At 52.5% G+C, this 23,966-nt stretch carries 16 protein-coding genes and 1 riboswitch; of the genes, 14 read left to right on the top strand and 2 right to left on the bottom strand.

Features of this window, described 5'->3' with window-relative positions:
- The first annotated feature begins 10 nt into the window (after positions 1-10).
- Positions 11-958, top strand: coding sequence for a tetratricopeptide repeat protein (locus tag DEALDRAFT_RS03150; RefSeq protein WP_008514802.1), 948 nt, complete (start codon positions 11-13; stop codon positions 956-958).
- Positions 959-1,017: 59 nt separating this feature from the next.
- On the opposite strand, the gene DEALDRAFT_RS03145 is transcribed toward DEALDRAFT_RS03150, so the two are convergent.
- Positions 1,018-2,070: a 3-isopropylmalate dehydrogenase gene (locus DEALDRAFT_RS03145; protein ID WP_008514801.1), complete on the bottom strand. Its 1,053-nt coding sequence runs from the start codon at positions 2,068-2,070 to the stop codon at positions 1,018-1,020.
- A gap of 227 nt (positions 2,071-2,297) precedes the next feature.
- Between DEALDRAFT_RS03145 and DEALDRAFT_RS15800 the strand changes: the two genes are divergently transcribed.
- From DEALDRAFT_RS15800 to DEALDRAFT_RS03095, 10 genes are all read left to right on the top strand, one after another.
- Positions 2,298-3,347, top strand: a complete 1,050-nt coding sequence (locus DEALDRAFT_RS15800) for an MGMT family protein (RefSeq protein ID WP_008514800.1) — start codon at positions 2,298-2,300, stop codon at positions 3,345-3,347.
- A 17-nt stretch (positions 3,348-3,364) separates the two neighbouring features.
- On the top strand, positions 3,365-4,483 hold the full coding sequence (locus DEALDRAFT_RS03135; protein WP_008514798.1) for a metallophosphoesterase family protein: 1,119 nt from the start codon (positions 3,365-3,367) through the stop codon (positions 4,481-4,483).
- Positions 4,480-7,413, top strand: coding sequence for an AAA family ATPase (locus tag DEALDRAFT_RS03130; RefSeq protein ID WP_008514796.1), 2,934 nt, complete (start codon positions 4,480-4,482; stop codon positions 7,411-7,413). Before DEALDRAFT_RS03135 ends, DEALDRAFT_RS03130 begins: the two co-directional genes overlap by 4 nt.
- Before the next feature lie 14 nt (positions 7,414-7,427).
- Entirely contained in the window at positions 7,428-10,871 is a 3,444-nt protein-coding gene (addB, locus tag DEALDRAFT_RS03125) for a helicase-exonuclease AddAB subunit AddB (RefSeq protein WP_008514795.1), read from the top strand.
- The gene (gene addA / locus DEALDRAFT_RS03120) at positions 10,849-14,538 is read left to right on the top strand and encodes a helicase-exonuclease AddAB subunit AddA (RefSeq protein WP_008514793.1); all 3,690 of its coding nucleotides are present in this window, start codon (positions 10,849-10,851) and stop codon (positions 14,536-14,538) included. Before addB ends, addA begins: the two co-directional genes overlap by 23 nt.
- Before the next feature lie 119 nt (positions 14,539-14,657).
- Positions 14,658-15,113 carry a universal stress protein gene (locus tag DEALDRAFT_RS15795; protein ID WP_008514791.1) on the top strand — a complete coding sequence of 152 codons (456 nt, stop codon included), beginning with the start codon at positions 14,658-14,660 and terminating at the stop codon, positions 15,111-15,113.
- A gap of 406 nt (positions 15,114-15,519) precedes the next feature.
- Positions 15,520-15,697: riboswitch (cobalamin riboswitch) on the top strand.
- Between the two features lie 77 nt (positions 15,698-15,774).
- Complete coding sequence (gene cobT, locus DEALDRAFT_RS03110) at positions 15,775-16,833, top strand: nicotinate-nucleotide--dimethylbenzimidazole phosphoribosyltransferase (RefSeq protein WP_008514789.1); 1,059 nt, start codon at positions 15,775-15,777, stop codon at positions 16,831-16,833.
- Between the two features lie 235 nt (positions 16,834-17,068).
- Complete coding sequence (locus DEALDRAFT_RS03105) at positions 17,069-17,332, top strand: DUF1294 domain-containing protein (RefSeq protein WP_008514787.1); 264 nt, start codon at positions 17,069-17,071, stop codon at positions 17,330-17,332.
- A gap of 15 nt (positions 17,333-17,347) precedes the next feature.
- The gene (locus DEALDRAFT_RS03100; protein ID WP_008514786.1) at positions 17,348-18,016 is read left to right on the top strand and encodes a rhomboid family intramembrane serine protease; all 669 of its coding nucleotides are present in this window, start codon (positions 17,348-17,350) and stop codon (positions 18,014-18,016) included.
- A 15-nt stretch (positions 18,017-18,031) separates the two neighbouring features.
- The gene (locus DEALDRAFT_RS03095) at positions 18,032-18,565 is read left to right on the top strand and encodes an O-acetyl-ADP-ribose deacetylase (protein ID WP_008514784.1); all 534 of its coding nucleotides are present in this window, start codon (positions 18,032-18,034) and stop codon (positions 18,563-18,565) included.
- A 209-nt stretch (positions 18,566-18,774) separates the two neighbouring features.
- On the opposite strand, the gene DEALDRAFT_RS03090 is transcribed toward DEALDRAFT_RS03095, so the two are convergent.
- Positions 18,775-19,251 (bottom strand): DUF456 domain-containing protein, encoded by a 477-nt coding sequence (locus DEALDRAFT_RS03090; RefSeq protein WP_008514782.1) that lies wholly within the window; start codon positions 19,249-19,251, stop codon positions 18,775-18,777.
- 146 nt (positions 19,252-19,397) lie between these two features.
- Here DEALDRAFT_RS03090 and glgP point away from each other — a divergent pair, with 146 nt between their 5' ends.
- The 3 genes from glgP (at position 19,398) to DEALDRAFT_RS03075 (ending at position 23,965) form a co-directional block, all read left to right on the top strand.
- A complete protein-coding gene (gene glgP, locus DEALDRAFT_RS03085; protein WP_083798603.1) occupies positions 19,398-21,095 on the top strand; it encodes an alpha-glucan family phosphorylase in 1,698 nt (565 codons plus the stop codon).
- 188 nt (positions 21,096-21,283) lie between these two features.
- Positions 21,284-22,435: a class II glutamine amidotransferase gene (locus DEALDRAFT_RS03080; protein WP_008514778.1), complete on the top strand. Its 1,152-nt coding sequence runs from the start codon at positions 21,284-21,286 to the stop codon at positions 22,433-22,435.
- 30 nt (positions 22,436-22,465) lie between these two features.
- The gene (locus DEALDRAFT_RS03075) at positions 22,466-23,965 is read left to right on the top strand and encodes a glutamate synthase-related protein (RefSeq protein WP_008514775.1); all 1,500 of its coding nucleotides are present in this window, start codon (positions 22,466-22,468) and stop codon (positions 23,963-23,965) included.
- Position 23,966: the final 1 nt, after the last annotated feature.

Raw genomic sequence — 23,966 nt, 5'->3', positions numbered from 1 at the left:
AGGGGTTGCGGTGGGACTGCGTCTGCCATGGGAAAAAACAGAAGAACAGTTACTGTGTTTTGCGTCCGTAGACGTCTTGTCTTTACCACAAAGCGGAAGCCGTCCGGTTTTGGGGCGGGATAACCGTGTGCAGACAACACATAATACCGGACTGGAAACCGTTGCGCTCCCTCCGGAGAGTAAAGGTGATGGTGGTGGCTACAGCTTTCTGAATAAGCTGGGATTGGATAAAACAAAAAAAGAATTTATCAATGGAATACAGGCCTTAGCGGATAAAGACTTAAAAAAAGCTGCCGGGTTTTTCCGCCATGTTGTAAGCAGAGACGATGCCCTGGCCGATGCACAGTTTGCCTTGGCTCTTTGCGGCCAAAACCCCCAGGAACAACTGCAAGCAATAGACAGAGCCTGGTTACAGCAAACAAAGTTTACACAAATGTTCAAGAAAACAGGGGTGCAGCTCTGTGCCACCTTTATTGCCTGTGACGGAAAACAAATGCGTATTATGAACGACCATCCAGGTTTGGAAATTATCACTGCGGAAATATATCAAAACCATGGAAAACTGGAGGCGGCCCAGCGGGTACTGGAGATATCACAGCATGCGGATTTGGATATTTTCCGTTTCTCCCGCGGGGAATGCCTGTACAGATTACACCGCTATGAAGAGGCCATCGATCTGTTGCGCAGGTTAAATGATAATCCGGGACTGGCAGCACCTGCCTGTTATTTGATGGGCCTTAGCCTGGAAGCTTTAGGGTACATCTCCACAGCGGTTCAGGTGTATCGTAATTGCCTGAAAACAGAAACCTACAGCACACGGCTGGAAATGGCCATGCGCATTCGCCTGGTGGTACTGTTGGAACAGGAAGAAAAGCAATGGATGGCACAGCGTGAGCGTGACCGGTTAGCTGCCCTGCAAAGCGCCGCAGATAACGAAAAAGGGACCGGCCTGAAATAACTCAGACCAGTCCCTTCCTTATTTCCAGACAACGAACCTCTCCTTGTCTGGTTTTTAGGTTAGAGGTTTTTGACCACCAGGTCGCCTACTTCCTGGGTGTTATAACCCATTCTGCCGGCGGCCAGGCTCTTGATGTGAGACTCGCATACTGTCATGATGGATTTTTCCACCCGTGCTGCAGCGTCGGCTTCCCCGATGGTATCCAGCATCATGGCAGCGGCACCGATGGCGGCCAGCGGGTTAACCACATTCTGTCCTGTGTATTTGGGAGCGGAACCACCGATGGGCTCAAACATGGAGACACCTTCCGGATTAATGTTCCCGCCGGCGGCAATACCCATGCCGCCCTGAATCATGGCGCCCAGGTCGGTGATAATGTCTCCGAACATGTTCTCAGTGACAATAACATCAAACCATTCCGGGTTTTTAACCATCCACATTACTGTGGCATCCACGTGGGCATAATCGCGGGTAATTTCCGGGAATTCCTTTTCCCCGATTTCATGGAAGGCGCGCTCCCATAAATCAAAGGCATAGGTAAGTACGTTGGTTTTACCACACAGGGTTAGCTTTTTGTCCTTATTGCGCTTCATGGCATACTGGTAAGCATAGCGCAGGCAGCGGTCCACCCCTTTGCGGGTGCAGATGGATTCCTGCACGGCAATCTCATCGGGCGTTCCTTTACGCAAAAATCCGCCGGCACCGGCATACTGACCTTCGGTGTTTTCCCGGACCACCACAAAGTCAACATGCTCCGGACCCTTGTCTTTAAGAGGTGTTTCCACACCGGGGTAGAGCTTAACCGGACGCAGGTTGATGTACTGGTCCAACTCGAAGCGAAGGCGCAGAAGCAGCCCTTTTTCCAGGATACCCGGCTTTACATCGGGATGACCGATGGCGCCCAGATAAATGGCGTCAAACTGGCGGAGCTCGTCCACCACACTGTCGGGGAGAACTTCCCCTGTCCGCTTGTAGCGTTCTCCGCCCAGGTCATAATGTGTATAGTCCAGTTTAAAGCCTGCGGATTCACCTACAGCATCCAAAACTTTCAGGCCTTCACGGACAACTTCCGGGCCGGTCCCGTCACCCGGGAGAACAGCAATTTTGTACATAGTAAAACCTCCTATTCCCTTGCAATATACTGTTGTTTATACTGATAAAAAATTATAACACTTTCTTCACAGATTGTGAAGACGGTAACCAGTATAAAAAAACACGCACTAAAAACGCGTATTCTTTATTTTAATACAAAATGGGACAAAAGGGAAGTACCGGGTTGAAAGGAATTAACCGGGACCACCGCGAATGTAGTGAGTAAAAGCCATGAGGAAGGTTATTTATGAGAAACCTGTTCTCTCCTCTGTTTGCCCGAATAAAAAAAAAATATGTACGGTTCCCGGTAAGCTGCGGCATTGTCCCGGAGATATTCAGCCCGACCCAATCATGTTATTCCCGGGCACAGGAAAACACGGTTCTGTCCGCCACCTATACCGGCGCCGGGCAGTTGGAATCTTTTTTAAACAACCCCCACCTGCCGGATGTGGTGTGCATCGCAGCTTCCTCTGCCCAACGCTCCGGTGAGGAGTTTGCCCAGGCAATACAAACAGCGCGGCAGGAATCAATCCCGGTAATTGTCACGGAAACAGAAGCGGTGCTGGCCGCCCTGGGTTTGCCGCCTTTGCGCGGTGAAGAACTGGGCAAGGCTCTTACAGACATGGGTTTTGATCTGCGTCCGGAAGCTTCGGTTTGCCCCGAAGCTTCTCTGGCGGCCATTACCGGCTATTTTTACCTTAATAATGAGTATGAGATAGTGGGCCGAAACAAGAACGTGGTGCCGCTTTTGTTGGAAGAGCACCCGTTATTTTCCTTTGTCCGGCGGATTCCCTACGGTGAAGTGGCCACCTATGCCGAAGTGGCCAAGGAGCTTGGTTTGCAGTGGAATGAGCGGATGGTAATGACCCACCTGCGCCGCCTGCCGGCGGGAGCCGATGTTCCCGGGCACCGCCTGGTGGACCGCGACGGCAGGCTAAGCGAGATTTATCCCGGCGGTGTTTCTTCACAGCGAGAGAGGCTAAAGTGGGAGCTGGTGCCCTTTGCCGACCGGGAACATGTTTTCTTGGAACGAGCCAGATGGACCCGGACCAAATACCGGCCGCTCACCAATTATCTGCGGCATGCCACCGCAGAGGTGTCCTTTCTGGAGATGCATCTGTCGGAAATAGAGCAGGTTATCGGGGCACCACTGCCTAAAGCAGCCAGGCGGCTTGGTACCTGGTGGAAAGACGATAAACCTCATTCCTGGATCTGGCAGGAGGCGGGATGGAAGGTTACCGGTGTGAACCTGCAGCAGGAGATGGTAGCTTTTATGAGAATGGATTCTCTTAACTGAAATTGCGGAGGCGACAAATGAGAATACTGCATCTGGCCGATTTGCATCTGGGCTGGCGTCCCAACTTTCTGGGGTCAAAAAACGAAGAGCGCGGCAGGGAACGGGACAACTTCCTTACCCGTGCCGTGGACTTCGCATTGGATAAAAAAAATGAAATATCTGCGGTGCTGATTGCCGGTGATTTATTTGAAACCCACCGGCCACCGGCAGAGCTTTTGGAATATGTACTTTCTCAACTAAACAGGCTGGTGGAGAATAATCTTTATCTGGTGACGGTACCGGGTAACCATGATGAGGTATCTTATCAGGATTCAGTCTATAAAACCGCACAGAAACGCTGGCCCGGTGTTTTGGTTCTAAATCCAAATCCGGCTGAAATTGCCCGCCTGGAAAAAGACGGCCGGCAAATTGCTTTCTACGGTTTGGCCTATAGCGCCGGGCTGACACGGACTTCGCCACCACTGCAGGAATTTCCAAAGGGAGATGCCCACATTCATGTGGGCATCTTTCACGGCAGCCTCAACTGGGATGCCGGTGACCGTAGCCTGCCCCTTTCCGGTGAGGCCCTGTCCCAATCCGGCTATCATTGCGTGGCGCTGGGGCATATCCATCAGCATTCAGTACGTTACCTGGGGCAAACGGTGGCCTGTTATGCCGGAGCACCGGAAGCAAAACACTTTAGCGACCCGGGCTGCGGTACACTGACCATTCTTAACCTGGGCGAGTCCACCTCGGTGGAAACTGTGGACGCCCAGTGTCGTCCCTGTCTAACCTGCAAGGTGGATGTGTCGGAGCTGGACAGTCCACAGGAAGTGGAGAAACTGGTGGAAAGCCAGGCCGATTCCCGGGCTATGCAGCGTATTGTCTTAACCGGTGTGGCCAATTTTCAGATAGATGCGCAGGTTTTGCAGGAGAAATTTGCGCATCTGTTTTATCATCTGGAAATAAACGGCGACAATGTGTTTCTTGATGACGCAGTTATTGAGCGGTTGGCTGCGGAACCCACTATCCGCGGCTATTTTGTGCGCAGCATGCAGGACAGGTTAAAGCAGTCAAAAGAAGAAGAGGAGCGGGAAGTGGTTCGCCGTGCCCTGTTACGCGGTGTGGCGGCACTGGGGGGAGGTGCGGTTTTATGAGCATAACCTGGCTGTCCGTCACTCTGTCTGGGTTTGGCCGCTACCGTGAAGAAACTACGTTTCGCTTTGCCCCCGGGGTCAATGTGTGCCTTGCCGGCAACGAAGCGGGCAAAACCACACTGGCCGCCGGTTTGGCCGCGATCATTTACGGTTTGCCCGCCACCGCAGATCCCCGGGCCTTTGGCCAGGGACGTTACAAAAACTGGGACGATCCGGCCCGCTTTGCCGGGGAGCTTAATCTGCAGGCAGGTACACAACAATACCGGATCCTGCGTAACTTTGCCAACAATCGCGTCAGCCTGCAGCGTCTCATTGACGCCAAGTGGCAGGAAGAGGTGGGCGGGGAACACAAACCCGGTGCCAGAAAACCCAATCTGGCTTATGAAAAAAAAATAACCGAGCTTTTGGGTATCAACAGCCGTGAGCTGTTTATGGCCACCTTTTTTGTGGGACAACCCCTCCCGCAGGATGAAAATATAAACCCGGAGATTCAGCAGCTTATATCCGGCTCCGGTGCCCATTACCGTGATGCGCTGGATTCCCTTTTAGCACAGGCTAAAGCCATTACCCGTTATACCGGGCGGCTGGGCCTTACCGGCCAGGATATGCGCAACCATCGTGAGTTGGAGTTGTTGGAAGATGAAATTGCCACGGTGGGGCAGGCGGTTAAAGACAGTGAGGAAACACTGCTCTCTTTGCAGAACACTTCAGAAGAGCTGTCAATGCTGCGCAGGAAACGTGAATTGCAGTCCGAAGAGTTGCAGAAAAAAGAAGAAATGCTCTCTGGCTGGCAAAAATGGCGGAACCTGCGGGAGAGGTACACCGATTCCCTGCAGCGCCAAAATGTGCTGAGCATGGCTGTGGAGCAGGGAAAAAAGCTGCAGGGGGATATACAGGAAAAAAAGAAGCGGTTAAATCTGATTATGCCCGGGGACTGCCAGGATGCAGAAGAAATGCCGGACTTTGCTACCCTGGGACCAACGCCACAGCAAACGGTGGAGGAGGCAGAGAAGGCGGCAAAACGGCTGCACTCAGACTGGCAAACATTTTTGGCGGACTTGGAGCAGCTTGATTTGCTGGAAAGCCGCCTTGCCGGTGATTATTCCCTGTTTGAGGAAGCGGAGCCCACACTGTTGGAACAGTTGGCAGCATATAACGCCCTGCGCTACCGGTTGGAAACGGAAAAATCCAAAGCAGCCGCAGATTTCCAGCGGTTGCGCCGGCTGGAAGAGGACTGGCGGGCCGCCCTGGAGGATTTTGACGCAGAGTTTGCCGACCTGGCTGATCTGCCGGAAAACGCAGCCGAGCTCATTGACAAGAAGCTGCAGCTTTTAAATAAAATGCGGCGGGAAAAAGAAATAAAAAGACCGACAGGCAAGTCCTGGCTTCCGGCTACCGCTGCGGCGGCGCTTATGGGAGGAGCGGCCTTCTGGCTTTCCCGGGTAATTTGGCTGTCTGGTGCAGTGGCTGCCGCCACTGCTTTTGTGGTGCTGTATATCCTGGCACAGATAAAAAGAAACCGGCAGGCTGCTGCCGGAAAAAAAAGCCTGGGTGAACTTGATGGCTGCCTACAGCAGGTGGATGCACAGCTGGGGCAGCATGCTTTTGACGATGAAGCTGCCCTTGGCGAATTACGTGTGCGCCTAAAACAGCGCCAACGTGCAACTGCCCGGGTAGAGGAGATGGCCGAAGCTCTGCCCCCTGCCCATGCCAGGGAAGCACTGGCTGTGGCCCGGGAGAGTGCGGATAATGCGTATCATTCTTTTCTGGAACAGGCCGAACCGTTTCTGCGCAGCTTTACCGACATTGAAACAGCCTATGAATCCTGGCGGGACATGCTGCGCAAAGCAGCCACTTTGCGGGAGAGTGTGGCCTCCTTTGTTCGCAGGCAGGGAGCTGAAGTGGAGCCCGGGCAGCTAATGACGCTATCCCCCGCTGAGCTTTCGTACCCCTGGCCTGTTTTGGCCTCATTGGCCGGTGTATATGATTCGCGGGCCCAAACTGCGGAGACGTTAATGTCCTGGCTTGACCAAAGGGATGCTGCCTGGTGGCAAAAAGCAATAAACGATGCCATAAAGTTTGCGCAGACTCAACAGGAAGCCACAGAGCTTTTACAAGAGATACAAAACTGCCGGCAGGAACTGTCCGGTTTACTCAGTGCTCACGGTGCGGCGGATTTAGGGCAGTTGCAAAATGTCCTCACCGATGCCACCAACCGCGCAGTCCGTATCCTGCAAGATTGGGAGCAGGTCATTGAAGCACATCCCGGCCTGCCCGGCACCGGGGAGCAGGATCCGCATAATTTAGCTGAATTTTCCCGTGACCTGGAAGCTGAAACTGCACGGCTGCGGGACGAAGATGCCCGGCTGCATGAAACAATCCGCCAGCTGGAAATTGTTCAGTCCCGACTGCAGGGAAAGGCTCCGCAAAACCTGGCTGCTTTACAGGAAAGGCAAAGAGATTTGACGGAAAAACGTGGGCGCCTGCAGCGTGAAAAGGCGGCCCTAAAACTGGCGTATACGGAACTTTCGGACGCCATCCACAATTTTTCCAGTTCTTATAGGCAAGAGCTGGCACAGAAGTCCAGTGAAATATTTTGCCGTATTACCGGTCAACGAGAGAGAAAATTGGAGCTGGATGAGCACTTTAACATCGGCGTTACAGAGGAGGGAAGATCCGTTTCCCCGGCTCAGTTAAGCCAGGGAACCCGTGATCAGCTCTACATTTCCCTGCGCCTGGCCATTGCCGATTTACTGGCGGCCGATGTCCGGCTGCCCTTTATCCTGGATGACCCTTTTTTAAACTGGGATGAAAACCGCCTGGAGATTATCGGCACTACCCTGGCACAAATTGGGCAAAGCCGACAGGTGATTCTACTATCCCACCGGCAGGAGTATGCTCACTGGGGTACACATTGTCAAAAAAGTTAATGCTGGAGGAAAATATGACGGTACGGTTTATTCTGGGGCGCGCCGGTAGCGGCAAAACACAGCGCTGCCTGCAAAGCATTGCCCATTACAGTAAGACAGAACCCATGGGGCCACCAATTATTTTTCTGGTGCCGGAGCAGGCCACCTTCCAGATGGAACGGGAACTGGCCCAGATGTGCGGCGGCGGCACCTTCAGGGCACAGGTGCTGTCCTTTCGCCGACTGGCTTACCACCTGCTGCAGTCCAAAGGAGGCCTGCCGCCGGTAATGAGTGAATTGGGCCGGCAAATGGTGCTGAGGCGCCTGCTGCAGGAGAGCCAGGCGGAGCTGACCATTTTTGGCCGTGCGGCACAGCAACCCCGTTTTTGTGAGCAATTGGCTGTACAAATACGTGAGTTGAACAATTACCTTGTTTCTCCGGAAATGCTAAAAAATCAGGCCGCATCACCTGAAACCGGGGAAGCGTTGCGCAGCAAATTATCGGATTTGTCCACCGTTTTTGCCGCCTACCGTACTTTTACCGCCGGTAGCTTTATGGATCCCGAAGATACTTTGGCTATATTGGCTGCTGCGGTGGAGGAAGGGGCCCTGCCCGCCGGAACCCGTGTCTGGGTTGATGGTTTTGCCGGCTTTACTCCGCAGGAATTTCAGGTGCTGTCAGCCCTGTTTTCAACGGCGGAACATGTAGAGGTGGCTTTATGCCTGGATCCACGGCATATCCCGGCCCAACCGCAGGAGGATGAATTGTTTCATCCCACCCTGGAGACCTATCTGCAGCTGCGCCGTTTGGTGGGAGAAGCGGGTGTGCCGGCGCTGCCGCCGGAGCAGCTGCCCCTTGATGAGAAGCAGACCCGCTTTGCCCACAGTGAAGCGCTGCAAGTTTTGGAAGCCGGCTTTGGCCGTTTACCGGTGGAGAGCTATCCGCGGGAAGCGGAGGAAATTCGGTTGGTCACTGCCGCCGGCACCCGTGCCGAGGTGGAGGCGGTGGCGTGCGATATTTTGCATCTGGTGCGGGAGAAGGGCTGGCGTTTTCGCGATATCGGAATGATTCTGCGGGATTTCTCCCGCTACCACGACTTGGTGGCCGCCATTTTCCAAGAGTATCAGATTCCTTTTTTTGTGGATGAGCGGCGCAGTGCTACGCACCATCCACTGGTGGAGTTTTTACGCTCCGCCCTGGACGCGGCCCAGGCCAACTTTGCCCTGGAACCGGTGCTACAGTTATTAAAGACCGATCTGCTGCCCATTTCCAGGGAAACGGCAGATAAGCTGGAAAATTACGCCCGTGCCCATGGGATCCGCGGCAGTCGTTGGCTGGACGGCAAGCCATGGTCTTTTCGCCTGCGCCTGTCGCTGGACGAATCCCGGGACACTGCCACAGAGACAGATGCTCATCTGGAAGAAATAAATGAAGGCAAGACTGTTTTTGGCCGGATTTTTACTCCCTTTAACAGGCAGGTTGGCGGTTCGGCCAGGCCGGCAGCTGATTTTTGCCGTGCTATCTGGGCTTTGCTGGAGAGTACGGATGCTGAATTACAGCTGCAAAACTGGTCTGAGGAGGATGCCAATCCGGCCACTGCGGCCCAACACCGACAGGTGTGGAGCGGAGTTGTTGAACTGCTGGAACAGATTGTCTCTACCCTGGGTGAGCGCCAAATCAGCCTGCAGGAGTTTAGTCAGATACTGCAGGCCGGCCTGGAAGCGCTAACTTTGGGTTTGGTGCCGGCGGGTCTGGATCAGGTAATTGTTGGCAGCGTGGAACGCTCCCGCCAGCCCCGGTTGCGTGCGGCGTACGTGCTGGGGCTCAGTGAAGGAGATTTTCCAGCTCGCCTGAAAGAAGAAGGGCTGTTGGCCGATGAAGAGCGGGAAGCTCTGCAGGAAAACGGGGTGGATCTGGCCGTTACCAAACGGCAAAAACTTTTCCATGAACAATACTTATCCTATATTGCCCTGACCAGAAGCTCTGAGTATCTTTGGGTCAGTTGCCCTCTGGCCGATGAAGAGGGAAAAGCCAAACGTCCTTCCGCCTTGTTTAATCGTCTGCGGGAAACGTTTCCATATAACGATGTGCACTTCTTTGGCAATACACCGGACAGCAAAGAGGATCTCCATGCGCTGGCCGGTGCTGAAAAAAGTGCTGCCGCCCTGCTCTTGCAGGCCGGTGGTGTGGCGGCCGGCGGCGCTATGTCCGATTTTTGGGCTGCTGCCTACAATGAAGCTTTGTCGATACCCCAGGTGTACAACCGGATGAGAATGCTTTGGCCCTCCCTTACTGAAAGAAACCATATTGCACCGCTTCCGGCGGAGACGGTACTGGAGATATTGGGGACAGAACTAAAAAGCAGTGTCTCCCGCCTGGAGCAGTTTGCCCGCTGTCCCTTTGCCCATTTTGCCCGCTATGTGCTGCGTCTGCAAGAGCGCCACGAATTCCGGGTGGAGGCGCCGGAGATGGGAAATTTCTTTCACCATGCGCTGCGATTATTTGCCGAGAGCTTACAGGCTGAAGGGTTGGACTGGGCACAGTTGGAGACCGAAGAGGCCCAGGCGCGAATGAATTCCATAGTAGAAGAGCTTATTCCCCGCTTGCAGGGCGAAATCCTGTTGTCTTCTGCCAGGATGAGATATCTGGCCGAGCGTCTCAAAGAAACACTGGCCCAGGCGGTGGCAGCGCTTACTGAACATGCCCGTCGCAGTCAATTTAAGACGGTGGCGGTGGAGATGTCTTTTGGCAGCGGTAAAACTCCGGCCTGGCAGCTGCGATGCGGCCAAACTCAACTGAAGCTATACGGTCAGATTGACCGTATTGATCTGGCTGAAGCGGAAGGAAAAGCCTGGCTGCGGGTTATCGATTATAAAAGCACCCCCATAGAGCTTAAACTCTCCGATGTCTGGCACGGCCTTTCCCTGCAGCTTCTGGCTTATCTGGCGGTGGTAAAAGAGAATGCCCGGGCCTTTAGTGCTCTGCCGGCGGAGAGTGCCGGTGCACTGTATTTTGGTATCCATAAACCTTATGAGCGGCTGGACAACCCGCCGCCGGAGGCAGTGACGCAAAAACCGCCCAAACTTGACGGCCTGATGCTGGCCGAACCCAAAGTGCTGGATTTAATGGGCGGCCCGGAAATGGTACGTGCCGGCCTTAAAAGAGACGGTTCTTTTACGCAGCTGTCCCGCGTGGCAGATGCTGAGCAAACAGAAGCTCTTTTTACTTATCTCAGAGAAAAATTGGTTGAGCTGGCTCGTGAAATAACAAGCGGCAGGGTGGAAGCGGCTCCCTTTAAAAAAGCAGACGGCAGCCGGGCCTGCACCTTTTGTCCGTTTATGCCCGTCTGCCGCTTTGATGTGTCTATGGAGGGAAATCGTTACCGACACCTTAGCGCCCTGTCGCACAGACAGGTGCTGGAGCTTGTGAGCGGCAGTTATGAGGGAGGTGAAGCCTGTGGGCAATCTTTGGACGGATGAACAACTGGAAGCCATTGAAACCACCGGGTGTAACCTGCTGGTTTCCGCTGCCGCCGGCGCCGGTAAAACTGCGGTGCTGGTGGAGAGGATAATACGGCTGCTGTGCCATGAGGAAAACCCGCTGGATATTGACCGGCTTTTGGTGGTGACTTTTACCGAAGCCGCTGCAGCAGAAATGCGTGAACGTATTAGCGCCGCCATGGAAGAAAAAATTGCCCACTCGGGCCGCGGGGATTTGGCCCGGCAACTATCCCTGGTCAATGGCGCTTCCATTTCCACGCTCCATTCCTTCTGTCTGGATATAATTCGCCGCTATTTTTACCTGCTGGACATGGACCCCGGCTTCCGGGTGGCCGATGAAAGGGAGGCGCAAATGCTGCAGCAGCAGGTCTTGGACCAGCTGCTGGAAGACGCTTTTCAATCTGGTGATGCTGCTTTTCATGAACTGGCGCACCGCTATGGCGGAAAAACCGCAGATGAAGGGCTGGGCCGTTTGATACTGCGGCTGTATCGCTACACATGGAGTAACCCCTGGCCGCGGCAGTGGTTGGCGGAGGCTGCGACAGCTTTTAATGTGCCGGAGGGCGTGGAGACCGAAGAAGGCCTGGAAAAATGGCTGCCGCCGCTAAAGGAGCATCTTGGCCTTAGCCTGGCTCATGCCAAGTCCTCGCTTCAGCGGGCAGGCAAGCTGTGCAACCGCCCCGGTGGTCCGCTGGCCTATGAGAATCGCCTCCTTGAAGATTTGGAGCAGGTAGAAAACCTGGAAAGTCTGGTGGCCGGTTCCTGGGATGCGCTGCGTGAGGCGTGGCAAGGCTTGGATTTCAAGCGGCTGCCGGCGGTAAAAGACTGCGATGAAGAATTAAAGGAACAGGTGCAGGCGCTGCGCAAAAAGGCCAAAGAAGCGCTGAGTAAAATAGGCAAGACTTTTTTTGAGCGCTCTGCGGCGGACTACCTGAGGGAAATCGGGGAGCTTGCTCCGCTCATTGAAGTGTTGACCTCTCTGGTGGCCCGCTTTGCCGGGGAATATGGACAGGCAAAGAAAATGTACGGATTATTGGATTTTAATGATTTGGAACATCACTGCCTGCAAATCTTAATGGCGGAAGATGCTCCCCCCGGTGAGATTATCCCTTCAGAGGCGGCGCGGGAGGTGCGTGCCCGCTATGAGCATGTGTTGGTAGACGAATATCAGGACATAAACCCGGTACAGGACGCCATCCTTACTCTGGTATCCCGTCAGGGAGAAACTACCCCCAACCTGTTTATGGTGGGAGATGTAAAGCAGAGCATTTACCGGTTTCGGCTGGGGGACCCGGGTCTTTTTCTGGAGCGGTACAGGCGCTACCCTGCAGAAAAAGGAAAAAAGGAGCGTAAGCTGCTGCTTAGCAAAAACTTCCGCTGTCGGCACGGTGTTGTCACAGCGGTAAACTATCTGTTTCGCCAGTTAATGACCACACAGGCGGCAGAATTGGAATATGACCGGGAGGCGGAATTGGTATGCGGGGCACATTATCCAGAGCCCTCCCAGGAGTGCAAAATTTCCGGCCTGGTGGATGTGCATCTGTTGGAAAGAGAACAAGACGGGGACCATGACCGGCAGGGTGACGATGAAGGAGAAGATCTGGATGCGTTGGAGCGGGAAGCTACGGTAATAGCCGGGCAGATTCTGGTGCTTCTTAATGGCCCGGACGGAGCAAGGTATGTTTTTGACAAGGAGGAAAAAGCATATCGCCCGGTCACTTACCGGGACATTGTAATTTTGCTGCGTGCTACATCCAACAGCGCCAACCGCCTGGTGGAGATTTTGGCCCGTCATGGAATTCCTGCCTATGCCGACTTATCCAGCGGGTATTTTGCCGCCACTGAAGTGGAAACCATGCTATCGCTTTTGCAGGTGGTGGACAACCCGCGGCAGGATATACCACTGGCTGCTGTACTGCGCTCTCCTTTAGTGGGGCTCACCGTGGAAGATTTGGCTGCGGTGCGGCAGGCCGGGGAGAGAAACGATGATTTCTTTGACGCGGTGCTGGCCGCATCCCAGCAGCAATTTCCGGGCCTGTCGGAAAAACTCACCGATTTTCTGACCACCCTGGAGCGGTGGCGCACTTTGGCACGGCGGGAAACGCTGGCCACATTTATTACTGCTGTTTATCGGGAAAGCGGCTACAGTGACTATGTGGCGGGATTGCCGGACGGAGCTCAAAGGCAGGCCAATCTCCGCGCCCTTTTTTCCAGGGCCAGGCAGTTTGACCGTTTTGCCCGGCAGGGTTTGTTCCGTTTTCTCTCCTTTATCGAGCAGCTGCGCCGCTCCGGTGAAGACCTGGGTACTGCCCGGGCGCTGGGGGAAAAGGAAAACGTGGTCCGCATTATGAGTATTCATAAATCAAAAGGCCTGGAATTTCCGGTGGTGATTCTCGGTGATTTGGGCAAAACCTTCAACTTCCAGGATCAGCGCTCCGAAATGCTGGTACATCGCCGGCTGGGGTTGGGCCCGTTAATTGTGGAGCCGGAAAAGAAGCTCCGTTACCCCTCATTGCCATATCTGGCCCTAAAAATAATGGGTGAAGCAGAAACCAGGGCTGAAGAAATGCGTGTTCTCTATGTGGCACTGACCCGGGCGCGGGAACAGCTGATTTTGGTTGGCTCAGCCCGGGGACTGGACAAGCATCTGGAGTCCTGGCGCCAACTATTGGCACACTGCGGTGAACAATTACCTGCGTCCGAACTTACCCGGGCGCGGACTTATTTGGACTGGCTGGGAAGGGCGCTGATCCGCCACGGCGATGTGGAGGGCAGGACAGAAACTTATACCTGGCAGGCCGGTGAAGAATCACGGTTCCGCCTGACTGTCTGGGACAGGGAAAGTTTAAGCGAAATTGCAGTTAAACGGGAAGGGGAAGAAGAATATACTAAACGGGATGCTATTTTATCCCTGCGGCGCGTAAAGGTGGACACGGCAGATGATTTGCGGGAGGAAATCCGCACCCGTCTGGCTTATAAGTATCCCTATGCCCGTTTGGATTTGCCGGCCAAACTTTCCGTCAGTGAACTAAAGCGAAGATTTAGTGAACTGGAGGAGGAGGAAGGTGAGAAAAAGGCATTTACTCCCACCAGTTGGTCCCGCCCTGCCTTTATACAGCAAAAAGCCGGACTTAGTCCGGCAGAACGGGGCATCCTGTATCATCAGGTGCTGCAGCATCTGGACCTGTCCCTGTCTCTGGATGAAAGGGGGATTGAGGGCCAAATCCATTACCTGCAAAAGGCCGGAGTGTTGGCGGAGGAAGCAACTGATTATCTGGATCCGGGCCTGATTGCAGCGTTCTTCACCAGCGAAGCAGGGCGGGTGGTGCAGAAGTACCGCAGTGAGGTATACCGGGAATGGCCCTTCACCCTGTCATTGCCGGCAGCGGAGATTGCCACAGGCAACGGGGACGAATCGCTGATTATACAGGGAATAATTGATTTGTTGGTCCGTACACCCCAGGGTTTTGTGGTGATTGATTATAAAACGGACCGCCTTCCCGGCGGAGGCCTTAATGAACTGGCAAAGCGCTACGAGGAGCAGCTGCGCTACTATGCCAGGGCTGTGGAAACAATTCTGTCCGTCCCTGTTTGCGGGGCCTATCTGTATGCTTTTGCGGCCGGGGAGTCTGTGCGTGTTTTTTAGCTACTAGATTTCTTACGGATATATTAAGTTCTTTTTGGTCTTTTACAGGTGAGAGGATTTAAGCGTAATTAGGCGAATTTAAAAGGTTAACCAAAATTTATACAGATGAGGTGAGGAACATGTTCAATAAAATCGTTGTGGCTACCGATGGCTCAGAGCGTTCCCTGCGCACCGCAAAAGTGGCCGGCAACCTGGCCTGCAAGCATCCCGGTTGTGCAGTTTATGTGCTGCACGTATTCCATGAACTGCCTACTTTTGTAACCTCCATGCTGGAAAACGCCAACATTCATTATGGCAGCCAAATGAAGGAAAACGCCAAAGAAGTGTTTAACAAGACCATTGAAGCCATGGAAATTAATATCGATGAAGTGGAAGTACACACTATTTTGGAATATGGAAAGCCGGCGAAAAAAATCATTAAGTTGGCCAAAGAAGTGGAGGCAGACCTGATTGTCATTGGTAACTCCAATATTTCCGAAGCCGAAGAGTTCCTCACCGGTTCCGGCATCAGCCATAAAGTCCTTCATAAAGCTCCCTGCCATGTTTTAATAGTGCAAAGTGATGACAAGAAATAATTATCTTTGAATGCAACGAACCGGTCTGCTGGCAGACCGGTTCGGCTTATTTTTTTAGTTTGTATTATTATTTTTGCTGCGGTCTCCGGACAACCTGTCTCGCCCCGAGATTTTGCGTTAAGCCCGCCGGCTTTGGGCGGTGGTCCGACCGGAAGCAAGGTTCATTGCTGCAATTGTAGTGCATCTATTGCAACATTGGTTAGATTTATTTGTCATGCCACCACCTCCAGTCCCGATTCTTTATTCTTGTCTTGCTTCAATTAAAGTATAGCATACCATTATTTGTAAATCAACAGCTTCAGCAGAGATTATTTCAATAAGGCTTACTTTGATTATAGTCCTACTCTATGAAGAGCATTATTAATGAATTGACAAATAGACAGAATCGTCTTATAATGGGTGAAAATCCAATAGTAGCCATGGGGTGCCGCATTTGCGGAGAATAGGGAATCGGGTGAGAATCCCGAACGGACCCGCCACTGTAACCGGGGAGAAACCGCCAAATCCACTGTCCCAACAGGATGGGAAGGAGGCGGGGACAGAGAGCCGGAAGTCAGGAGACCTGCCACATGCGCTTAATGAACAGGATGATGGTAAAGTCCTCGAGCATGTTTTTTTGCTTGAGGACTTTTTTATTTGTAAAGAAAAAGGAGGACATAGCATGGAAAAACTACAACAAACTTTGGAGAGGATTGCACCCTTTGATTCAGAGGTGCAAAAGCAGTGTCAGGAGCACATCGACAACCTGACAAAGCCGCCAGGAAGCTTGGGCGTTTTGGAACACATTGCCGCAAAAATTGCCGGCATCACCGGCGAAGTTAAGCCTGTGCTGCCCAAAAAAACCTGTGTTCTCATGGCCGGTGACCACGGTGTGGTTGCCGAAGGTGTATCGGCGTTCCCTCAGGAAGTTACTCCCCAGATGGTCTTAAATTTTCTCTCCGGCGGTGCGGCCATGAATGTACTGGCCCGTCATGCCGGCGCCGAGCTAGTAGTGGTGGATGTGGGGGTAGCCGCTGACTTGCCCGATCATCCCGTGCTGCGGAAAATGAAGGTAGCCTACGGTACCGCCAATATGGCCAAGGGTCCCGCCATGACCCGCCAGCAGGCTATTGCTGCCATTGAGGCTGGTATTACAGTGGCTGAAGGCGCTATTACCGGCGGTACAGGCCTGTTTGGTACGGGAGAAATGGGAATTGGCAATACCACCGCAAGTACCGCCATCACAGCCTTTTATTGCGGCGGTAATGTTAAGGCCGCATGTGGCCGCGGTACAGGGGTTGACGACGAGCGGCTTCGCCATAAAATCAGGGTTATTGAAACAGCGCTGGAAGTTAACCGTCCGGAACCCGATGATGCCATTGATGTGCTGGCCAAACTGGGTGGATTGGAAATAGCCGGAATGGCCGGGGTTATGCTGGCTGCTGCTGCCAACCGCGTACCGGTGCTGGTGGATGGATTTATCTCCAGTGCAGCGGCGCTGATTGCGGCAAAACTTAATCCTGATGTCACTGATTATATGCTGGCCTCTCATTTGTCGGAGGAGCCGGGGCATGCCGCTGCGCTGCAGCTATTAGGCCTGAAACCTTTTTTGCAGATGAATATGCGCCTGGGAGAAGGCACAGGCACAGCTCTTGCCATACCTATGGTGGAGGCAGCCATAAAAATTGTCCACGAAATGGCCAGCTTTGCCGATGCCGGTGTTTCCAAAGGAGAGGAATAAACAACTAACTGTTAAAGCATGATAGACTTGTCGCTATCATGCTTTTTTCTTGCACCGGAAATAGATTATCATGCTTTGCAGTTAGCAAAGCTGCAGCGGAAACCGGCACTGAAAAGCACGCGCTTAGGAAATCGAATAGGCGTACTTTTCTTGCAGAAATCTTAAGAGCCGCAGAATGGGCAGGATATAAACAGGAAATCGCGAAAGAATTAAGCAGGAAAGGCGGTAGCAGATTTTGGAATCAATAGAAATCTTTATTATTATATTAAACGTGGTGACCTTGGTACTGATGGGCTTTGATAAGCATGCTTCCCGGAATAAATTATGGCGGATTCCAGAAAAACTATTACTGTTACTTGCCATAGCCGGGGGTAGTGCCGGGGTCTGGTTTGGCATGAAGTTGTTTCGCCACAAAACCAGGCACCCTCGGTTTATGTACGGCATACCGTTTATTATAGCGCTGCAGGTGGCTTTGTTGCTGTTTTTTTCGCTTCGTTAGAATAGGAGGCTCTTTATGATTCCTTTAAGGGATTCACCGGAGACAAGACGGTTCCCATACGTAAATATTGTTTTGATTGTGATAAATATCGGTGTGTTTTTCTGGCAGTTGTCCATGCCGGAAAGTGAGCTGGTACCTTTTGTTTTTGCCCACGGTCTGATTCCGGAGCGTTTGATGGAGACCATAAATCAGGGCGATTTGGCCGCAGCGGCGGGGCCGCTGTTTTCCTATCAGTTTATGCACGGAGGTTGGCTCCACATTATCAGTAATATGCTCTATCTGTGGGTGTTTGGCGATAATATCGAGGACCGGGTCGGTCATGTCAAGTATCTGGTCTTTTACCTGTTAATGGGTATTCTGGCCGGACTGGCTCAGGTGGCCCTGGATCCGGCAAGCCAGGTACCAATTATCGGTGCCAGTGGTTCGGTGGCCGGGGTATTGGGTGCCTATCTGGTAAGCTGTCCCAAGGCACGGGTTTTGGCGCTTGTCCCTATCTTTATCATCCTTACTCCGGTAGAGCTGCCGGCGGTGCTGTTTTTGGGATTCTGGTTTTTCCTGCAGCTGTTGCAGGGTATTGCCAGCATCGGCGTGGATGTATCCATCGCCTGGTGGGCGCATATCGGGGGCTTTGTGGCAGGTATGGTTTTAATTAATCTGTTTGGCAAAAAGATTAAGTGTGAATAGAGAGGAGAGTGGGGCATGGAAAAAAAGGAAGTCAACAAATCGGTAATTGAGCTGGCACAGGGGGACATCACCCAGGAAGAAACAGCTGCCATTGTAAATGCGGCTAATAAAGAATTAAGTCCCGGAGCCGGTGTATCAGGGGCAATCCATAAAGCTGCCGGAGAACAGCTTTGGGAGGATACTAAAAAGCTGGGTGGCTGTGAAACCGGGGAGGCAAAAATCACCTGGGGGTATAATCTGCGTGCCCGCTATGTGATTCACACCGTGGGGCCTGTTTATTCCGGCAGCCCGGAGGATGCCAAACTGCTGCGATCCTGCTATATGGAGTCTCTCAAACTGGCCTCCGGTCATGATGCGCAGTCCGTTTCTTTTCCCGCTATCTCCACCGGTGTGTTCGGATACCCCATTGACGAAGCGGCCAAAGTTTCCTTACAGGCAGTCCGTGACTACCTGCGGGAACACCCGGAAATACAGAAAGTACGGTTTGTGCTCTTTGGAGATAACGATTATGCAGCTTACCAGGCTGCACTGAAAAACTTACCGGTATAAAGAAGACCAAAAAAGACTCAGGTTGCTCCTGAGTCTTTTTTAATTCTGCCTGCCCTGGCAGAGAGTCACTCCTGTCATGAGACAAATTAACCTGTCCCCTTTGTCTCAAAATCGTGCCACACCCCCAAAAACGTGGACAGATAAACCTGTCCCTCTGTCCAAAAAAAATAGGAGAAAAGTGGGACAGTTGACCTGTCCCACTGTCCCATTTAGATGGCGCGGAAGAAGGTGATGATCATGATGATGAGGATGGCCAGCTTGAGGACGGTTCCGCCCAACAGGCCTACCAGGGTGCCGAAACCGGCACGGATTGCCTGCTGCAGCTGTTTGCCGGCAATTGTCTCGGCAAGTACTGCGCCCATAAACGGCCCGAGGATAATGCCAAAGGGGCCAAAGAGTAACAGCCCGGCCAATGCGCCGAAAACGGCGCCCCATACGGCATAGCGGCTGCCGCCGAAGCGGCGTGAACCGACGGCGGTGCTGAGAAAGTCAACGGAAAAGACTAACAGGACGGCCATGCCCTGCAGCAGAAAAAAATTGGCATCCAGGGAGGCAAAGGACGTAAGTACTCCGTATAAAAGCATTCCTCCATAAACCAACAATGCGCCGGGCAAGCCCGGCAGTACAACTCCAATCAAACCGGCAGCAAAAAGAATTACCGCCAAAACCAGTGCTGCTGCGGCCATCATACCGCCTCCTGTTAAGTTTCTTTCTTTATGTTATTCTTAAAAAATTATTCTGTTCCTGCTGCCCGTATATTCTGCCCGTTCATTTTACACAATAAAGACAAGTTCGAAAAAAGGGCGGTGATGACCGGTTTAACCGGGATATTATGCAGCAAAACATTGGATTTCCCCGAGTTGCTTACTTTTGTATGGAATATGGATTGAATTCAGGGCTCCCAATTTATGCGGGAGGTTTGGGTGTGCTGGCCGGAGATTATCTCAAGGCGGCTCATGACCTGAATTTACCCATGGTTGGTATTGGTATGCTTTGGCGCCATGACTACACCGAGCAGTTTGTGGGTGAGGACGGCTGGCCATACGACATTTACCCCAACTATGATTACGACTTTGTTAAAGATACGGGTATTACCATTACGGTACAGGTGGAAGGCCGGGACGTAACCTGTAAGGTGCGCTTGGTTGATCAGTACGGCAATGTGCCGCTATATTTGCTGGATACCAATTTCCCCGGCAGCGAACATGGTTGGATTACCAACAAATTGTACGGTGGCGGCACCCATGAACGGATTGCCCAGGAAATTTTGCTGGGCATTGGCGGCGTGCGACTGCTGCGTGCCTTAAATATTGACGTGGATGTCTATCATTTCAACGAAGGTCATGCGGTACTGGCAGGTTGTGAGTTAATCAGGGAAAAAATGGAGCAGGGTAAATCTTTTGAGGATGCCTGGGAAACCACGCGTCGTCAGGTGGTATTTACCACACACACTCCTGTGGAAGCAGGCAATGAAAAGCATAGTCATGGCGAACTGCAGCAAATGGGTGCTTACAACGGGCTCAATTATGACCAGATGGCCACGTTGGGCGGCGACCCTTTCAATATGACCGAAGCAGCTCTGCGGCTTTGCACCGTGGCCAATGCGGTATCAAACCTGCACGGCCATACAGCACGCTCCATGTGGCGCCATGTGGCGGATACCGGGCCCATCATTTCCATCACCAACGGTGTGCATCTGCCCACCTGGCAGTCACCGGAAATAAACCGTGCTTTTGAGGCGGGGCAGGATATCTGGAAACCCCACATGAAAGCAAAGATGGAATTGATTGAATTTGCCCGGCAGCATACCGATGCCAATCTGAATCCGGAAGCCCTTTTGGTGGGCTTTGCCCGCCGGGCCGCAGGTTATAAACGCTCCGACCTTATTTTCCGTGATTCGGAAATGATTGATCCGCTATTGCAGCAAGGAAAAATTCAACTGGTATTTTCCGGCAAGGCCCATCCCAATGATGAAGAGGGTAAAAGAATTATCCGCGATTTGGTCAAAATGGATCAGAAGTATAAAGATGCAGTGGTGTTTCTGGAAAACTATAATATGGAAATTGCCCGGCTCTTGATCCGTGGTTGTGACGTCTGGTTAAATAACCCGGTACGACCGCTGGAAGCTTCGGGAACTTCCGGAATGAAAGCGGCAATGAACGGAGTGCTCAATCTCAGTGTGGTGGACGGCTGGGTGGGAGAAGGTCCGCAGCATGGTGTTTCCGGTTGGTTATTGGATGTGCATCATCAGCATGTGGACCCGCAGCAGCAAAATATGAATGACTTGCAGGCGTTGTATAAAGTGCTGACCAATGAAGTGATTCCCACCTTTTATGATGACCGTAGCCGGTGGATGGATATGATGCGGGCCAGTATCGACATGTCCCATTACAAGTTTTCCTCCACCCGTATGATCAGGGAATATTACGAACTGATGTACCGCAGGGTGATGGAAAACCGGGCTGCCGTTACCGCACCATGGATGATTCCCAGCAGAATGCAGCAGGAACCGCGCCCGTATCAGCAATAGAATAATTTACAAAAAAAACTGTTGATTTTAATTAGACAGCGTGCTAAGATAAAGATATAAAAATGAAAACATATTTCACAATATGGAAATGGCACAATGACGTGCCGCATATGGGCGATGACGCTCCCAAAGGTAATGTGAACTTCACATGCCTGCGGGAGCTTTTTATATCTTAAGGAGGGATTGCCATGTTGAGGGAAGGAGAAATCCGGATTCCATCCGGGTGCGCCATTACAGGTTTTATTAACCGCAAGGGAAAAACCGTTTCCGGGGAAAAAATAATTCGTTCCATCGCGCTGATGCACGACCGTTCCAACGGACTGGGGGGTGGTTTTGCCGCTTACGGCATTTATCCCGAATTCCGTGATTACTATGCTTTTCATTTGTTTTATGAGGATCATGCCATTCGTAAAGAAACTGAAGAAGTACTTGCCAGGTATTTTACCATGGAAATGGGTGGTCCCATTTCTACCCGTAAAACCAAAGGCATTAGCAATCCTCCGTTAATATGGCGCTATTTTGTTAAACCCAAACTGGAACCGCTCTATGAAAGCGAGCTTAGTGCCAATGAGTATGTGGTGGAGCGGGTAATGGCCCTTAACAGTGCCATGAGCGGGGCGTATGTGTTTTCCAGCGGTAAAAATATGGGGGCCTTTAAAGGTGTGGGATATCCGGAAGATATCGGAGAGTTTTACCGCCTGGAGGAATATGAAGGATATATCTGGACAGCCCACGGCCGTTTTCCCACCAATACTCCGGGCTGGTGGGGCGGGGCCCATCCCTTTACACTATTGGACTGGTCTGTGGTTCATAATGGAGAAATATCGTCTTATGATGCCAACCGCCGTTATCTGGAGATGTTTGGCTATAAATGCTCCCTCCAGACAGACACCGAAGCCATAACCTACATCTTTGATTTGCTGATTCGCAAACACGGTTTGCCTCTGGATGTGGCGGTAGCCACCGTGGCAGCACCGTTTTGGAGCGAGATTGACAGAATGCCGCCACAGAAACAGAAACTACATCGGGCGGCGCGCATTGTATATTCCAGTCTGCTGATTAACGGCCCTTTCAGTGTGGTACTGGGTTCTGCCGGGGGGATTATGGCTTTAAACGACCGCATTAAACTGCGGCCGCTGACAGCGGCGGAACACGGAGACTTTCTGTATGTGGCCAGTGAAGAGTCGGCCATCAGAGAGATCTGCCCACAACCGGACCGGGTCTGGATGCCCCGGGGCGGCGAGCCGGTCATTGGCCTCTTGGACGAAAGCGTAGCACAGCAACAGGACGATGACAGTCCGTTGGCCTTATCTGCACAACAGCGGGTGGCGCGCGCCTGAAGCGAACTATTTGAGGGGAGGAGCTAAGTTATGACTATAAATAAAAGAGCTAAATACAAAATACAGCGGGACAGGGAGCAATGCATTGATTGCGGTGTTTGTGCCCGCCAATGTGCAAATGAAGTGCATTATGTGGACGAAGAGACCAAGGAGGTTCTTTGTGACTCCACCGATTGCTCCAACTGCCAGCGCTGTGTATCCCTTTGTCCCACCAATGCATTGGCTATTCAGAAAGCACCGCAGGAGTTCAGCGGTAACGCCTCCTGGACTGCCGGAGACATCAGAGGTATTCAGGCACAGGCCGAGGGTGGTGGAATTTTGCTGACCGGTATGGGGTGTGACAGAGGTTTACCGGACTATTTTGACCGCATGATGCTGAATGCATCCCAGGTAACAAATCCATCCATCGATCCGTTGCGTGAGCCCATGGAACTAAGAACATTTCTGGGACGCAAACCTGCATACCTGGAGTTGGATTCGTCGGGTAACCCGGCGGATTTGCCGCCGCAGCTGGAACTGGAGCTGCCAATTATGTTTTCCGCCATGTCTTTTGGCTCAATTTCCCTTAATGCCATAAAATCGCTGGCGGCTGCCGCGGAAAGTGAAAGCACCTTTTATAACACCGGTGAAGGCGGATTACACAAAGATCTTTATTGTTACGGTAAAAACACCATTACCCAGGTGGCTTCCGGCCGCTTCGGTGTTGATATTGATTACCTGCAGGCCGGTGCGGCCATTGAGATTAAAATCGGCCAGGGCGCTAAGCCCGGTATCGGCGGCCACCTGCCCGGTGAAAAAGTGGGCAGCGGAGTCTCGGAAACGCGTATGATTCCAATAGGCAGCGATGCCATTTCTCCGGCTCCCCACCATGATATCTATTCCATTGAAGATCTGACTCAGCTTATTTTTTCCCTGAAGGAGGCCACCGAATATACCAAACCGGTCAGTGTGAAAATTGCTGCGGTTCATAACGTGGCAGCCATTGCTTCCGGTATTGCAAGGGCCGGTGCCGACATCATTGCCATCGACGGTTATCGGGGCGGAACCGGTGCTACTCCGTTGCGCACCCGGGACCATGTAGGCATCCCCATTGAGCTGGCGCTGGCAGCAGTGGACACCCGGCTGCGCCAGGAGGGTATCCGCCAGGAAGTTTCCCTGGTTGTGGGTGGTGGCATTCGTCACAGTGCCGATGTGGTTAAAGCCATTGCCCTGGGAGCAGATGCTGCCTATATTGGTACTTCCGCGCTCATAGCCCTGGGGTGCCATGTCTGTCAGCAATGCTACACCGGAAAGTGTAACTGGGGAATCGCCACCCAGAACCCAGAGCTGGTTAAACGTCTCAATCCGGAAATCGGTGCCCGCCGGGCAGCCAATTTGCTAAGGGCCTGGAAACACGAAATTAAAGAGCTTCTAGGCGGTATGGGAATTAACGCTCTGGAAAGCCTGCGCGGTAACCGTTTAATGCTGCGCGGTGTGGGAATGACCGACAGGGAACTGCAGATCCTGGGCATCAAAGCTGCAGGGGAATAGG

This window comes from Dethiobacter alkaliphilus AHT 1, from assembly GCF_000174415.1.
Lineage (GTDB): Bacteria > Bacillota > Dethiobacteria > Dethiobacterales > Dethiobacteraceae > Dethiobacter > Dethiobacter alkaliphilus.
Note: the sequence above shows the minus strand (reverse complement) of the source record. Positions and strands in the feature narration are given on the sequence as shown.